The sequence below is a fragment of the Acinetobacter sp. Brlt_5 genome (genome assembly GCF_051949055.1).
Lineage (GTDB): Bacteria > Pseudomonadota > Gammaproteobacteria > Pseudomonadales > Moraxellaceae > Acinetobacter > Acinetobacter indicus.
Genome location: NZ_JAYJLP010000013.1, coordinates 43,738 through 57,978, shown reverse-complemented (window position 1 = coordinate 57,978; position 14,241 = coordinate 43,738). Strand labels below are relative to the sequence as shown.

The following is a 14,241-nucleotide window of genomic DNA, read 5'->3' as shown; positions in this document are numbered from 1 at the left end:
TCCCTCATTTTGTATGTTGTATGCGTAAATTATCATAAATTTCAAACTTTTCAGTTTGAGTTAAGGCAGCCTCGACCATAGTATGAGCCACCTGCCCGGCTGTCACTGGCCGATGTTTAAAATTTTTAGGCAAAAAAGATGAACAGCGCTGAAACAGCTGTTGTGACAGATCTTCCAGAAAACGTGCATCCTGACGCTCGCCTAGCAATAACGATGGGCGCAGCAGTGAAACTTTGCTTAAAGATAAGTTCTGAATGTACTGTTCCAGTTCACCTTTGACCCGATTATAAAAAAATGGCGATCTGGCATTGGCCCCCAAGGCACTGACCAGCAGATAATGGGCAGAGGTTTGCTGCAACAGCTCGGCAAAATGGGCATTGATAGTAAAGTCGGTCGCATAAAAGTTATCTTTTGAGCCGGCTTTTTTCAGGGTGGTACCCAAACAGCTAAAGCCATGACTATGCTCGCTGACATCCTGATCATTCAGCATCAGTAAATCTTCCAGCACCAATGGCTGTACTTTGGCCATCTGTTCAAAGGCTGCATCCGGACGACGCACCACCGCCGTAACCTGCTGACAGGCAGGATGATCATTTAAGGCAGAAACCAGTGCCCGACCGACCAAACCGGTCGATCCTATGACAATGGCTTTTTTTATGATTTGAGTCATTTTTTATCCAATATTCAGGCACTCACACTAATCTAACGTTTTCTTTCATTTTTTTCTGCATCTTAAATGTTGTCAAAGCTTGTCAAGACTTGACTTCGACGCATTGTTTAATCAAAATATGGCACTTGTTTACGGGCTGGTGAAATTCTGCTGATGTGGTTTTCAGTTGAATTGCGGCCCGCCCAGACCAATCTATTTCAAGGAGTGCACGAGTGGCAAACTCTGCTCAAGCTAAAAAACGTGCTCGTCAAAACGTTAAAGCACGTAAACATAACGCAAGCTTGCGTTCTATGGTTCGTACCTATCTTAAACGTACAGTAGCTGCTATCGCTGCTGGTGACTATGCTGTTGCTTCAGAAGCTTACAAAAAAGCTGTACCTGTAATCGACCGCATGGCTGATAAAGGCATCATCCATAAAAATAAAGCTGCTCGTCATAAGAGCCGCTTGAACGCGCAAGTTAAAGCATTAGCTTCTAACTAATCGCAAAGCAGAAAGAGCCCTGATTCAGGGCTTTTTTTGTATCTGTAGATTTTATTTTGGTCCGATCTTATCCTCAATACGTTTACGTCCCGATCGATTCCATCTCAATTCCACACTAAACCGTCTAAAAAACATCTAACCATCACACGACCTACCATCACTAGAAAATAAATCTGTCCCCCTATATTTTTGATTGCCACAACATCCCCCATAAAAAAACACCTCCTAAACTACTTAGAAGGTGTTTATATAATTCAGACTAGAATGTTGAATATGAATTGTTATTTCAGCATCAGTCTTAAGTTTTCTGGGGTTAAATAAGCCAGTTGCAGACTATTATTAGCGCTTAACTGGGTCCATTGCTGGTTAGCCCCACCGGTACAGCCATAGCGGATTAAACGGGCACGATTGTCTTTTAAATAGCCATGTTCCAGATCAAAACATTGAGCACCCTGGCGGATGGTTCCGGTTTCTGTATGCATTGTCCACACCTGACTGTCCTGTGTGGTGCTACAGCTGGCCAGTGTTACCACATTGCTGTTATTGCTTAAACACAAATCTATCTCGGCTTTACTATGAATCCGGCCCAAACCATCATAAATCCATTGCTCGGTGTCATCTCCGGTACAGGCGCTTGCACCACTGATATAGACATTTTTCTGACCTGTCGCCAGAGTTTCCACTTTCAAACAGTTATTTCTGTTTTTAAGTAGCGTTGCTTCAGCCAGAAGATCTTCATTGGCCAGTCCCAACTGCGTCACGAAGCCTTCCAGCGCTGTTTGCGCTTCAGGTTTTGCATGCTCCAGATCGGCACGGTAGACATTCATCCAGCGATTCAAACGGTAGATGTTCTGTTGCTGCTGTTCATAACGCTGCAACTGCTGCTGAGCTAGTGCACTCAATTCATGACGATTTTCTGCATAAGAATCATATAGTAATTGTGCAGCTGGCTTTAAAGCGATCACCGCCTGATTGGCCTGTGCTTCCAATTGCTGCTGGAATTCCGGCAATTCCACTTTTCTAAGCGCCGTATAACCATCCTCACGTCCAATTTTTACAGCAGCTGAAATGGCAGTGCCGTATTGAGGAATCGTAAGTGTCGATAATAATTTCTCGGCTTCATTGGCTTTTTTGCAGTACAAATTAACCTGTTGCGGCTGATCTGTAATGGCCAGGTTCACATGCAGCTTATTGGCATTACCACGCATACGATGAGGTGCCAAAGCCACGTTCTGGCTGCGATTGGTATATTGAACATCTAACCAGCAAGCCGCCTGCTCTGCGCCACGCTGTGCAGCCGGCAAATCATAGACATTGCCCCAGTTGCTGCGTGCTGCCGGATACAACACCCCTTGCTGGGTTTCCGGATCATAGCCGCCAATAATGGTAATCACCGGCACCCCAAATAAACGCGGTTTTAAATAATAGCCATCGGCGCTGTTATACCAGACCTCGCTTGAATTCGGCACTTTCGGATAGACCACTTCCATCTGGCGGCTGTCCGGATTCCAGCGTTTATAGCCGGATGGCGAGCTTTCATCCCACACATGACGATTGGTAAAATGCGGCTGGATACGCAAAAAGGTACTATAACCGGTGTAATGGGTATAACGTGAAATACTGCTATTGGTGGCACCGCCTGACATGGCATCCCAACCATACGGATACAGTTTCAGGAAATTTGGCACCCCGTTTTTGCCATCGCCCAGATTGGAGGATTGCCAGGCCAAATTACCGCGCATTTTGTTGCGATAGCCTATATAGCCCCAGCCACTATCGGCATGATGTGCCGACCAGAAATAATTGGTGGTGGTATCATCTACTTTAAAAGAGCCCGGATAATGGCCTAAACCATAATGATGGCCAATTTCATGGCTAAATTCGTTACCCACCGAGTTATACAGGGTCAACATGCCGTTACCGCCACTCAAGCCATGGGTCTGTTCACCATTGCTATATTTACCCCGCGCATGGTGAGTTACCACAGTTTGAGTCAGTTGAGGCTGTTGCTGACTGAGCATCGAAGCACTGGTCACCCCCCAGTTGGCCAAGTTAATTCCCACACTAAAGGTCGATTTCGCCGTGTTTTCACGCATATCCCCCGAATAAACACCGCCTTCGCCTGCACTTTGACTGTCGTAGATGGTGCCGTTGGCCACCATCACCCGATCCAGCTGAATATCATCATATTTAGCCACCGTCATGTGCGCTGCCGGAATGGTCTGGAAATAGTCTGTGCCTGAATTTTCCGGTTCAAGCAGCATGGCATGTCCTGTTGAATGTGGCGGCGCAGTGAGCAGTCCAATCCGGATATTATTTAGTACCAGTTCACCAGGCGCAGCAAAATCAATCTGCTCTGCCAGTAAATCACCACTGCGGTTTTTGCTGTCAATGATCCGTAATTTTAAGCCCGGACGTACTTCATCCCAGTTTAAGCGCGCTGACCAGGCCCGTTTACTGTAGCGCACTTCTGCACGGCCATCACGATTGCTCTGGTCCGAGGCCGGAATTTGAGTCGGATCAGCCAGGTTGATACGGCGTAACAGCCGTTCATTCTGATACACCTCAACCTGCAGTGCATTAATCTGATCCATCTCCTGCATCGGTGTGATTAATAACAATGCCTCCCGTTCTGCGGTTAAACGTGGCATTTTTTTCTCTTCGTTACCATTCGGGTCAACCACATGGCCTTGGGCAAACTGCACCATCGCCTGCAAAGAACCTGTTAAATCATTACGCACTTCACGTGATTCAGACTGGGCATTAAAATCATAAAAACCCAAAACAGATGGACTTACCACATCTTGCGTTGGCTCAGGATAATGACTTCCATGCAGCGGAGCATCTGGTGCTGTCCCATTGTTCGGCTGTTGACTTTCTCCATCACTACCACCACCGCCACATGCCGTCAGCATAAATGACAATATACTTACACTTAACAAACTAAGCGGAAACATGATCACACTTTTCACTATTTATTTTACCCCAATGTCAATTTATGACTAAAAATATAAAAATAAACACATATTTTTCAATGATTTAATAAATTATATTAGAGTAATTTAAAATCTAAAGCAATGTGTTGCACTTTATTGGACAGAGAAAGAGACAGCTTATTTTTATTTTTTTAAATGATGGACAAAAATGCAGCAGAAAAGAAAATTTTGATTTAGGCGGTTTTTAGACAAACAAGACTCTTGCACCCCAATAGAAATAGGCGTAACACATAGTCATTTTAGGTGGATTTTTTTTGAGTGTGAGCAAGATATATTAAAGCCAGCCATAGCTCACCTTCACAAACCATCCCCAGCGCAAATTTATATTAAACTTTTTGATGAAACTGCGAGATATCCAAGGTATGTACTTTGCCGCGCCAGATCCATTTCAACTGTGATTCCAGAAAATTTTCACCTTCAAACCAGACAAACAACCCTTCCATCATTTGTGGCCAGTCTTCCTGTGACACCTCATTACGCCCTGAAATTACCGCAATAATCGCAGCCAGAATGGTGTCATGACTGACCGCCAGACTTAGGCCGCCCGGACTGTTAGGATGAGTGTTATAAATCAGTTCCAGCACATCCACCACGCCATGAATCGGATGTTTCATGCCCGGCAAGGCATTATTGACAAAGCTGTTAATAAAGCCCAACGCACCCTGCTGGCGAAAATACGGACCAGCCTGCTTGATGTCCAGCACAAAACTGCCTGGCTCGACCAGCAAGCCCTGCTCGACAATTTCAATATGATGGGTATTTGGCGCAATATGTACCGAATCTGCGCCTTCAATCATTAAAGCGGCAGTATCGACACAGCGCTGGATCGGACTAGAGATACAATGCTGAATGGCGCGTCCGCTATGGTCAATGAGATAAGCCCCCCATTTTTGCGCCAGTTCACGTCCCGGACCGGTTAACTGCAAATCATAGCCCGCCAGTCCCTGTCCAGCCACATTTTCACGAATGGAATGCCGGGTAAACAAGGTCACGGGAGTATGCACATCGGGCAACAAATCAATTGCCTTTAACATACTCGGTGGAAGCAGCTCTAACGCCATGGATCAAGCCAAATACAAAGGTGTTAAGCCCACTATAGCATGTTGGCAAATTAGCTCAATGTTCATTCGCCATAAGTGCTAGAGCACGCAAGGCAATCTCTTTCATTTCGGCATTTTTATAGGCAATAAAATTGCCATTTAACAGCGTATCACGATGGTTATATAAAAATGGCCGTCCCTGAAAATCAATCAGGCCACCGCCAATCCGTTCAATCAGGCATTGGCCAGCACTGGTGTCCCATTCACTGGTTGGGTGAAAACGCGGATATAAATCCACTTTATCTTCCAGCATCATGCAGAACTTATAGGCGCTGCCAGCACGAAAAACCGTATAGTCCTGTTCAATCGTAGCGAGCGCCTGTAGATACTGCTCATAGACCGGTTTATTTTGGCTACTTTGACTTAAACCAACTTGAATCTGCGGACCACTGTCTACATATAGATAGGCGTACCATTGCTGTTGCTGGATATTAAACCGTAGCGGCAGGCCCTGTTTGGGGCAGATATACACCGTTTGCTCGCCCGGAATCGCCAGAATGGCAAAGGTGGTATGAATGCCTTCGACCAGACTCAGGTTAATGGTAAATTCCGGACGTTGATGTAAAAACTCTTTGGTGCCATCGAGTGGATCAAGCAGCCAGAACGTGTCCCACCGCGCCCGATCATAAACTGCGCCTTCTTCTGACAGTAGCGGCACATCTGGAAACTGCTGGGCCAGCTGTTCTGTAATGAAGGCATTCACCCGAAAATCAGCCTGGGTTACGGGCGATTCATCGCTTTTGTGTTCAATATCAAAATCGGCACCGGAACAATAACGCTGATATTCTTCTCGCAAGATTTCACATGCCTGTGTCACAATGGGCATCAGCTGCAAAATCAGTGGATCTTGTGGTGCTGTGGTTTTTTTAAACATAGATAGCCTTATATGTCGAATTATTCTGATCAACCCACCATCATCTTTGACATGGATGGTACGCTGCTTGACCTTGCCTATGATGATTTCATCTGGAATGAGCTGTTACCGGTGCGCTATGCCGAGCTGCATCAATGCAGTCTGGCGGAAAGCCGGGATACCCTGTTCCAGTTTTATCAGGAACACAACCATACCCTCAACTGGTATTCATCGCGCTTCTGGACCAGTAAAGTCGGGGTCGATGTACTGGCCATGCAGATTGAGCACAAACATAAGGTGGCTTTAAGACCGGGCTGTATCGAGCTGCTCGATTACCTAAAAGCCAATGGCTATCCAATCTGGCTGGCCACCAATGCCGACTGCGCCGGCCTGGCCTTTAAACTTGAGCAGACTGGTCTGGCCGACTATTTTGATGTCATGATCAGCAGTGAAAGCGTTGGACATGCCAAAGAATTTGTCGAGTTCTGGCAACACCTGGCACAGCAGCATCCTTTTGATCCTGCCCGCTGTTACTTTATTGATGATACCGAAAAAGTACTCAATGGTGCAGCAAAATTCGGTATTCAACAGCTGCTGACCATTCAGCAGCCTTCATCAGGCAAAGCAGCCCGTGCAGATAGTCATTATCCGATGCTGCATGCGCTAACCGATCTGATTCCCCTATTGCAACACGCTGAGGAAAACAAAATATATGCCTAAATCTGCTCAACACGAAGCTGTAGAAAGCATGCGTATTGACAAGTGGCTCTGGGCGGCCCGCTTTTTTAAAACCCGTTCAATTGCCAAAGCGGCCATTGAAGGCGGCAAGGTGCATCATAATGGTGAGCGCGTCAAAGTTTCCAAGGAAATCCGGGTTGGCATGGAGCTGACCGTACAACAGGGCTTTGACCGCAAAACGGTCAAAGTGCTGTCTTTATCAGCAGTCCGCGGTCCGGCACCGGTGGCCCAGCAACTTTATGAAGAAACTGAGGTCAGTATTGCTCGTCGGGAATTGATTGCATCACAAAGAAAGTTGCATAATCTAGCACGGCCTGATCATCGTCCAAGTAAAAAAGACCGACGACAAATCAGTAAATTTAAACAAGAAAATGATCAGTCCTATGACCAGTCCTGGTCATATCATGATGATTAATTTTAAGCGTCAGAATGTGTCGCAAGGCCACTGATTTTCATAGAAGAGAAACATAAATTCTGTCACTATACTCGGGTGGAAAGAGTTTGAAGTACATACATCCACTTGAGTATATTGTTTGGTGACATCGTATTGAGGTTGTAAGATGGATGAGAATAAAAGCAAGGCGCTAAATGCTGCCCTAAGCCAGATTGAAAAACAGTTTGGTAAAAACACAGTAATGCGTCTTGGTGACAATACCGTACAAGCTGTAGAAGCAGTATCTACCGGTTCATTAACGCTGGATATCGCGCTCGGTATTGGTGGTTTACCAAAAGGCCGTATTATTGAAATTTATGGCCCTGAATCTTCAGGTAAAACCACAATGACCCTGCAAGCCATTGCGGAATGTCAAAAAGCCGGCGGCACCTGTGCCTTTATTGATGCCGAACATGCTCTTGATCCTCAATATGCGCGCAAACTGGGTGTAGATATTGACAACCTGCTGGTCTCGCAACCGGACAACGGTGAACAGGCGCTGGAAATTGCCGACATGCTGGTACGTTCAGGCGCAATTGACCTGATCGTTGTCGACTCTGTTGCAGCCCTGACCCCACGTGCCGAAATTGAAGGCGAAATGGGTGATTCACATATGGGCTTGCAGGCTCGTCTGATGAGCCAGGCGCTACGTAAAATTACTGGTAATGCCAAACGTTCTAACTGTATGGTGATCTTCATTAACCAGATCCGTATGAAGATTGGTGTGATGTTTGGTAGCCCGGAAACCACCACTGGTGGTAACGCACTGAAATTCTATGCCTCAGTACGTTTAGATATTCGCCGTGTTGGTCAGGTTAAAGAAGGTGACGAAATTGTCGGTTCTGAAACCAAAGTAAAAGTGGTGAAGAACAAGATGGCACCTCCGTTCCGTGAAGCGCTGTTCCAGATTCTGTACGGCAAAGGTGTGAACCATTTAGGTGAACTGGTCGACCTGGCTGTGCAGCAAGAGATTGTGCAAAAAGCTGGTGCTTGGTATTCATATCAAGGTGAAAAGATTGGCCAAGGTAAAAACAATACCATTCGCCATCTGGAAGAACATCCTGAACTGGCACAGACCATTGAAAAACTGATTCGTGAACAGCTATTAACCACAGGCAACGTGGTTGAAGAAAAAGACGAAGAGGAACCTGACTTTTCATTAGATCTGTAAGACTCAACTGTTGAGACTTTAGACATTACACAATACGCCCTACGGGGCGTTTTGTTATTATGCTGATGGCCCTTTTCTGCGAGATACTTATGTCAGATGCAAAATTCACTAAACTGTTGGACTATGAAACCTTAAAGCAGCAATTTGGCGATGCAGAAGATCAGCCAGCACCACCTGTATCTGCAGCTGCTCCGCCTGAATTTGATCCTGAAGAACGCTTATTCGATCATAATAACAGTCAGGAGCACAAACCCGGTTTAAGCGGCTCGCGTTTGCGCTCTTATGCCTTCGCAGTCCTGACCCGCAAAGAATATTCCAAAGCCGAACTGATTGAGAAACTGGCGCTGTATGCAGAAAACCGTGAAGAAGTGGTCGTTTTGGTCGATGAACTGTCACGCGAGAATTACCAGAGTGACCAGCGTGTGGCCGAAACCCTGCTGTCCAGCCAAAAGCGCAAAGGCAAAGGCCCCAATCAGATTAAAATGAAGCTGAAAAGCAAAAAAATTGATACCGCTTTAATTTCAGAAGAACTGAAAGAAACCGACTGGGTGCAGCAAGCCTACGAATTAAAAGTTAAAAAGTTTGGTCCTGATGTCACGAAAGACCCGAAACTGAAAGCCAGACAGATCCGCTTTTTAATGTATCGTGGTTTTGAAATGGATGCGATTATGAAGGCGATTAACCGTAAAGCAGAAGATTAAAAACTGAATCTAGAGATGTAGATAAGCATCTAACTAGGATGAAACATCGACAAATATAAGAAAATAATATAGAGATTAAATCGAAAGGAAATTAAAAATAAAAAAGCGATATTCTAAGAATTATAAAAATGGTGGCAACCCTACCAGCAAAGCTTCGGCACATCCCACGTCTGCTACCGTTGCTACCTTCCGGTCCTGGCGGGGTTCACAGGGTGAAATTGCGAAGTAACCGGCAGGGCTACCATTGCAGAAACAGAGTATAGACAATTTTATTGAACTTGCAAGTCCTGATTGCGCTTTTATATAAATCAGCCATCTATTTGATTATTAAAAAAACAGTTTGTATTTAATTGGTTATTTTGCAACAGAATTCCGAGAATTTTGACAGATGCCTAATTCATGACAACTTTGTAAAAGCTTATTGCAATTCGGGTTCGGGCCGTTTTTAATGTGCACATGATGATGATTTGGAATGAGCTCTTTCCTGCCCGCTCATTCCCAGTAAAGATAAAAGATGGATATGAAAATGATGCTAAAAAAGCATACGCTCTGTGCACTCACCCTGCTCTGCTCTGCGCCAGCACTGGCCAATATTCCCATTGAATCACGCGGCTTAAGCCAGAACAGCGGTAGTACCAGCACCCCGACGGCCATTGGCGCCTCCAATAGCGGCGCTCCGGTCACCACCAACCTGAACTGGCAATTAATGCAAAAAAACCAGCAGCTTGAAAATGATATTCGCACCCTGCGTGGCAAAATGGAAGAACAGGAAAACGAGATTGCCCAGCTCAAGCATGAACTGACCAACCGTTATACCGATTTAGACCAGCGTCTTGAACTGCTGAACCAGAAAATTGATCCGGAAGCGGCACCTGCTGTAGAGGAGGATAATCAACAGGATAGTTCTCCCAGTACAGCCAGCAGCAGCCAACCCGCCAGTAACCCCGTAAATAATACCGCTGCCCCAGCGCCAGCAGCGACCACCGTGGTTAGCACACAAAGCTCGACGGAAGAACTGGAAAAAGCGGCCTATACCATCGCTTTGGATGCCTATAAACAAGGCGGTGCAAAAAAAGCCATTGCCCCGATGCAAAACTTTATTAAAAACCATCCGAATAGCGTGTATATTAGCAATGCCTATTTCTGGCTGGCCGAGTTTAATCTGGCAATTGAACCAACCAACTACAACGAAGCCAAAAAGAATTTTGAAATTGTTGCCAGCAAATATCCAAATTCGTCTAAAGCCTCTAATGCGGTGTATCGTCTGTATAGCATTGCCAAAAATGTCGACAAGAATGATGCACTAGCCGCGCAGTATCGTAGCACCCTGCTGACCAAATACCCGTCTTCCCAGGAAGCCAGCTTTGTGAAAAGCTCATAACCCAAAAGCCTCAGATGAGGCTTTTTTTTATAACAGCAGGATCGTGTTTAACGATGGGTATGTACTGACATAACAATGCCCATCCCGGCCAGCAGACTGACCACAGCCGTACCGCCATAACTCATTAACGGTAATGGATCGCCGGTTACCGGTAAAATCCCGCTGACCATACCGGAGTTTAAAAACACAAAGAAGAAGAAGGTCAAGCCAACTGCACCGGCATATAGGCGACCGAAATTATGAAAACAGCTCAGGCTGATAATCAGGCAGCGGATAATAATTGCAGCAAACAGCGCGAACAGTAAAAATACGCCAAAGAAGCCAAATTCTTCAGCATAGGTCGACATAATAAAGTCAGTATGATGCTCCGGCAAATAACCCAAATGCGACTGAGTGCCTTCCAGATAGCCCTTACCGGTCAGACCACCCGAACCAATGGCAATTTTAGATTGAATAATATTCCAGCCAGCGCCGAGTGCATCAGATTCCGGATCAAACAGGGTTAAAATCCGTTTCTTTTGATATTCCTGTAATAAAAACATCCAGGCCAGCGGTGCAACAATGGCCATCGCCGCAAATGCCCCGCCAATTAAACGCCAGGACATGCCGCTCAGAAACAATACAAAAATGCCCGGAATAATCAGGCCAATGTTCAAGTCCGGCTGTAGCGCCACCAGCACAAAAGGAATGCCGAGCAGCACCAGCGCACCGACGATTTGCAGGAATTTGGGTGGAAACGGTTTACGAGCAAAATACCAGGCCATCATCAGTGGCATGGTAAATTTCATGAATTCACTGGGCTGCATACTGCCAATACCGGGCAGACTGATCCAGCGTTTGGCCCCCATGCGGGTTTCACCAATCAGCAGCACCAGTACCAGCATGAGCACGGCCAGGGCATAAAAATAGGGACTGGCGGCCTGATAGACCTTGGGCGGAATCTGCGCACAGATAAACATGGCAATAAAGCCGATACCAAAGCTGATGCCCTGACGCATCACCATTCCCATATCCTGTGCGGTGGCACTATACACCACCATCAGCCCTAAAATTGCATTCAGGATCAGGAAGCATAATAGCCAGGGATCGAGGTGTAGTTTGGTCCAGCGAGAGGTATCGCTTTTAATGCTTCTTCCATCACGTAAAGAGTGACGTAAAAAACGATACTGCTGAGAAGGTATCATTGCGCCCCATTCAATCCAGATAACAAATCATCGGCAATTATAGGATGAACCATGCGCAGAGTGAATCGGAAATACACACTCGACTCATGATTTCAGCAAAGATTTTTTATGCAGTGCTTCCGGCGTGCTGGGCTTGCAGAATTAAACGCGCCAGCTCCAGATCATCGGGATAGGTAATTTTAATATTGTCGGAGCGTCCCTGTACCACCTGTACCGGATAGCCACCATGCTCCAGCGCACTGGCTTCATCGGTAATATTCACCTCTTGCGCCAATGCCTGTTCAATCGCGCGTTTTAGCTCACCTAAGCGCGCCATTTGCGGGGTTTGCGCCTGCCACAGCTGGGCACGGTCTACTGTGGTCTGAATCTGCTGCTGCGTCTCTACGCGCTTGAGGGTGTCACGGACCGGAATGGCCAGAATGGCACTCAGGTTGCTGTGTACCGCCTGATTCACCAGCGCATATAAGTTTTCAACCGCCACACAGGGACGCGCGGCATCATGCACCAGCACCCAGTCTTCATCCGATGCAATAGCAGATAAATACTGCAAGGCATTCAGTACCGAGTTGACCCGCTCTGCGCCACCCAGACAAAAATGAGCTTTATCCTGATGTGCAAACGGCAAACGCTGGGCCACATCATCCTGCGCACCAATGGCCAGCACATAACCTGCCAGCGGCAACTGATTTAAACGCGCTACCGTATGCTCCAGCACCGTGTGGTCCTGGATCATCTGATATTGCTTGAGTTCGGATTTGGAAAAGCGACTGCCCGAGCCTGCTGCCGGAATAACGGCCCAAAGTTTATGGTGTAGGGGTTGTTGCAGCTGGCTGTGGTGCTTCATTGGTACGTAAATCTACCTGGGCATTCGGATTGATATAAATCGGCTTATATTGGGTACTGATGGTACTCATCTGTACAAAAGTTTCATGTGGTTTAATTAAGCCCAGATCAAGACGGGCATGTTCTTCGATGGCTTCTACACCATTTTTTAAATCATAAACTTCCGCGGCCAAAACCCGGTTACGTTCTTTTAATTCATTATTGAGTTCGGTTTGTTGTTGTATTTTCTGGGTCAGTTCCTGATGTTCACGATAACCACCTTCACCAAACCAGTATAAATATTGAAACCCTGCGATCAGAACGATCGCAAGGCCCAACAGTACTTTACTCGATTTCGAGTCGAATACACTTAACATTGACATCTGTCACTTAGTTTAAACCTTTAAACTCAGCTTTACCGCGATATGCAGCATTCGTCAATTCTTCAATACGAAGTAATTGGTTATATTTCGCTACACGGTCAGAACGGCATAGAGAACCAGTCTTGATTTGACCTGCTGCTGTACCTACTGCAAGATCGGCAATGGTCGAGTCTTCAGTTTCACCTGAACGGTGAGAAATAACAGTCGAGTAACCATTGGCTTTTGCAAGGTAGATGGCATCTAAAGTTTCAGTCAAGGTACCAATCTGGTTGTATTTAATCAGAATCGAGTTACCCACTTTTTCGTTGATACCGCGTTGCAGGATTTTAGGGTTAGTCACGAACAGGTCATCACCGACCAACTGGATCTTGTCGCCAAGAATTGACGTCAGGTAAGACCAGCCTTCCCAGTCAGATTCATCTAAACCATCTTCAATTGAGATAATTGGATATTGGTTTACCAAGCCAGCTAAATAGTCAGCAAACTGGTTGCTGGTGAATGCTTTGTTGCCTTCGCCTTCCAGTATGTATTGACCGTTCTTGTAGAATTCAGAAGATGCACAGTCAAGCGCAAGCATCATGTCAGAACCTGCCTTGTAGCCAGTCTGTTCAATTGCTTCAAGAATTACGGTAATTGCTTCTTCGTTTGAACGTAAGTTCGGCGCGAAACCACCTTCATCACCTACAGCTGTGTTCAAACCTTTTTTCTTTAATACTGATTTTAACGCGTGGAATACTTCAGCGCCTGAACGTAATGCTTCAGCGAATGAAGTGAAGCCCACTGGCTCAATCATGAACTCTTGGATGTCAACAGTGTTGTCTGCGTGCGCACCACCGTTCAGGATGTTCATCATTGGCACAGGCATAGTCAAAATGGTTTGACCACGTAAATCTGCGATGTATTGGAAAAGAGGAATTTTCTTTTCATCAGCAGCAGCGCGTGCAGCAGCCAAAGATACGGCTAGCGTTGCGTTTGCACCTAATTTTTCTTTGTTTTCAGTACCGTCTAAAGCAATCATCGTATTGTCGATGTCTTTTTGCTCAAATACTGATTTACCCACCAGCGCATCACGGATTAGCGTGTTAACGTTGTTTACGGCAGTTTTCACGCCTTTACCTAAGTAACGTGCTTTATCGCCATCACGAAGTTCTAAAGCTTCACGAGAACCAGTTGAAGCACCAGATGGTGCACATGCACGGCCAACTACGCCAGATGCTAAGATTACGTCTGCTTCGATGGTTGGGTTACCACGAGAGTCCAAAATTTCACGTGCACGAATGTCAACGATTTGGCTCATGAACAATTCCTCAGTTGATTGAATAATAGA

The 14,241-nt window shown here is 46.0% G+C and carries 14 protein-coding genes and 1 other RNA gene; 6 read left to right on the top strand and 9 right to left on the bottom strand.

Annotated features, from left to right (window positions below; all coding sequences use genetic code 11):
• Window positions 1-4: 4 nt before the first annotated feature.
• The gene (locus VF685_RS09955; RefSeq protein ID WP_075167976.1) at window positions 5-670 is read right to left on the bottom strand and encodes an NAD(P)H-binding protein; all 666 of its coding nucleotides are present in this window, start codon (window positions 668-670) and stop codon (window positions 5-7) included.
• 212 nt (window positions 671-882) lie between these two features.
• On the opposite strand from VF685_RS09955, the gene rpsT reads away from it, so the two are divergent.
• The gene (rpsT, locus tag VF685_RS09950; RefSeq protein WP_005178484.1) at window positions 883-1,152 is read left to right on the top strand and encodes a 30S ribosomal protein S20; all 270 of its coding nucleotides are present in this window, start codon (window positions 883-885) and stop codon (window positions 1,150-1,152) included.
• A 281-nt stretch (window positions 1,153-1,433) separates the two neighbouring features.
• On the opposite strand, the gene VF685_RS09945 is transcribed toward rpsT, so the two are convergent.
• From VF685_RS09945 to VF685_RS09935, 3 genes are all read right to left on the bottom strand, one after another.
• Window positions 1,434-4,112 (bottom strand): M66 family metalloprotease, encoded by a 2,679-nt coding sequence (locus VF685_RS09945; RefSeq protein ID WP_407061117.1) that lies wholly within the window; start codon window positions 4,110-4,112, stop codon window positions 1,434-1,436.
• Window positions 4,113-4,474: 362 nt separating this feature from the next.
• A complete protein-coding gene (locus VF685_RS09940; protein ID WP_005178488.1) occupies window positions 4,475-5,209 on the bottom strand; it encodes a histidine phosphatase family protein in 735 nt (244 codons plus the stop codon).
• Window positions 5,210-5,264: 55 nt separating this feature from the next.
• The gene (locus tag VF685_RS09935) at window positions 5,265-6,122 is read right to left on the bottom strand and encodes a 3'(2'),5'-bisphosphate nucleotidase CysQ family protein (RefSeq protein ID WP_005178490.1); all 858 of its coding nucleotides are present in this window, start codon (window positions 6,120-6,122) and stop codon (window positions 5,265-5,267) included.
• A 12-nt stretch (window positions 6,123-6,134) separates the two neighbouring features.
• Between VF685_RS09935 and VF685_RS09930 the strand changes: the two genes are divergently transcribed.
• The 4 genes from VF685_RS09930 (at window position 6,135) to VF685_RS09915 (ending at window position 9,144) form a co-directional block, all read left to right on the top strand.
• Window positions 6,135-6,821: an HAD-IA family hydrolase gene (locus VF685_RS09930; protein WP_152342418.1), complete on the top strand. Its 687-nt coding sequence runs from the start codon at window positions 6,135-6,137 to the stop codon at window positions 6,819-6,821.
• The gene (locus VF685_RS09925; protein WP_005178493.1) at window positions 6,814-7,254 is read left to right on the top strand and encodes an RNA-binding S4 domain-containing protein; all 441 of its coding nucleotides are present in this window, start codon (window positions 6,814-6,816) and stop codon (window positions 7,252-7,254) included. The genes VF685_RS09930 and VF685_RS09925 overlap by 8 nt, the downstream gene beginning before the upstream one ends.
• 145 nt (window positions 7,255-7,399) lie before the next feature.
• On the top strand, window positions 7,400-8,443 hold the full coding sequence (gene recA / locus VF685_RS09920; protein WP_005178495.1) for a recombinase RecA: 1,044 nt from the start codon (window positions 7,400-7,402) through the stop codon (window positions 8,441-8,443).
• 89 nt (window positions 8,444-8,532) lie between these two features.
• Window positions 8,533-9,144, top strand: a complete 612-nt coding sequence (locus VF685_RS09915) for a regulatory protein RecX (RefSeq protein ID WP_168396506.1) — start codon at window positions 8,533-8,535, stop codon at window positions 9,142-9,144.
• Between the two features lie 138 nt (window positions 9,145-9,282).
• On the opposite strand, the gene ffs is transcribed toward VF685_RS09915, so the two are convergent.
• Window positions 9,283-9,379, bottom strand: an RNA gene (gene ffs / locus VF685_RS09910) — signal recognition particle sRNA small type.
• 291 nt (window positions 9,380-9,670) lie between these two features.
• On the opposite strand from ffs, the gene VF685_RS09905 reads away from it, so the two are divergent.
• On the top strand, window positions 9,671-10,525 hold the full coding sequence (locus tag VF685_RS09905; protein WP_104471099.1) for a YbgF trimerization domain-containing protein: 855 nt from the start codon (window positions 9,671-9,673) through the stop codon (window positions 10,523-10,525).
• A gap of 47 nt (window positions 10,526-10,572) precedes the next feature.
• On the opposite strand, the gene rodA is transcribed toward VF685_RS09905, so the two are convergent.
• From rodA to eno, 4 genes are all read right to left on the bottom strand, one after another.
• Window positions 10,573-11,709, bottom strand: coding sequence for a rod shape-determining protein RodA (gene rodA, locus VF685_RS09900; protein WP_005178500.1), 1,137 nt, complete (start codon window positions 11,707-11,709; stop codon window positions 10,573-10,575).
• A gap of 106 nt (window positions 11,710-11,815) precedes the next feature.
• Window positions 11,816-12,553 (bottom strand): 2-C-methyl-D-erythritol 4-phosphate cytidylyltransferase, encoded by a 738-nt coding sequence (ispD, locus tag VF685_RS09895; protein WP_127800154.1) that lies wholly within the window; start codon window positions 12,551-12,553, stop codon window positions 11,816-11,818.
• The gene (locus tag VF685_RS09890; protein ID WP_075167982.1) at window positions 12,513-12,914 is read right to left on the bottom strand and encodes a septum formation initiator family protein; all 402 of its coding nucleotides are present in this window, start codon (window positions 12,912-12,914) and stop codon (window positions 12,513-12,515) included. Before VF685_RS09890 ends, ispD begins: the two co-directional genes overlap by 41 nt.
• A 7-nt stretch (window positions 12,915-12,921) precedes the next feature.
• On the bottom strand, window positions 12,922-14,211 hold the full coding sequence (gene eno / locus VF685_RS09885) for a phosphopyruvate hydratase (protein WP_163170186.1): 1,290 nt from the start codon (window positions 14,209-14,211) through the stop codon (window positions 12,922-12,924).
• Window positions 14,212-14,241 lie beyond the last annotated feature (30 nt).

What these genes read in the sequence shown, in the direction of transcription:
- rodA (WP_005178500.1), bottom strand. Translation starts at nt 11,709, where the DNA reads ATGATACCTTCTCAGCAGTATCGTTTTTTACGTCACTCTTTACGTGAT.
- recA (WP_005178495.1), top strand. Translation starts at nt 7,400, where the DNA reads ATGGATGAGAATAAAAGCAAGGCGCTAAATGCTGCCCTAAGCCAGATT.
- VF685_RS09890 (WP_075167982.1), bottom strand. Translation starts at nt 12,914, where the DNA reads ATGTCAATGTTAAGTGTATTCGACTCGAAATCGAGTAAAGTACTGTTG.
- VF685_RS09940 (WP_005178488.1), bottom strand. Translation starts at nt 5,209, where the DNA reads ATGGCGTTAGAGCTGCTTCCACCGAGTATGTTAAAGGCAATTGATTTG.
- VF685_RS09930 (WP_152342418.1), top strand. Translation starts at nt 6,135, where the DNA reads ATGTCGAATTATTCTGATCAACCCACCATCATCTTTGACATGGATGGT.
- eno (WP_163170186.1), bottom strand. Translation starts at nt 14,211, where the DNA reads ATGAGCCAAATCGTTGACATTCGTGCACGTGAAATTTTGGACTCTCGT.
- ispD (WP_127800154.1), bottom strand. Translation starts at nt 12,553, where the DNA reads ATGAAGCACCACAGCCAGCTGCAACAACCCCTACACCATAAACTTTGG.
- VF685_RS09955 (WP_075167976.1), bottom strand. Translation starts at nt 670, where the DNA reads ATGACTCAAATCATAAAAAAAGCCATTGTCATAGGATCGACCGGTTTG.
- VF685_RS09935 (WP_005178490.1), bottom strand. Translation starts at nt 6,122, where the DNA reads ATGTTTAAAAAAACCACAGCACCACAAGATCCACTGATTTTGCAGCTG.
- VF685_RS09915 (WP_168396506.1), top strand. Translation starts at nt 8,533, where the DNA reads ATGTCAGATGCAAAATTCACTAAACTGTTGGACTATGAAACCTTAAAG.
- VF685_RS09905 (WP_104471099.1), top strand. Translation starts at nt 9,671, where the DNA reads ATGATGCTAAAAAAGCATACGCTCTGTGCACTCACCCTGCTCTGCTCT.
- VF685_RS09925 (WP_005178493.1), top strand. Translation starts at nt 6,814, where the DNA reads ATGCCTAAATCTGCTCAACACGAAGCTGTAGAAAGCATGCGTATTGAC.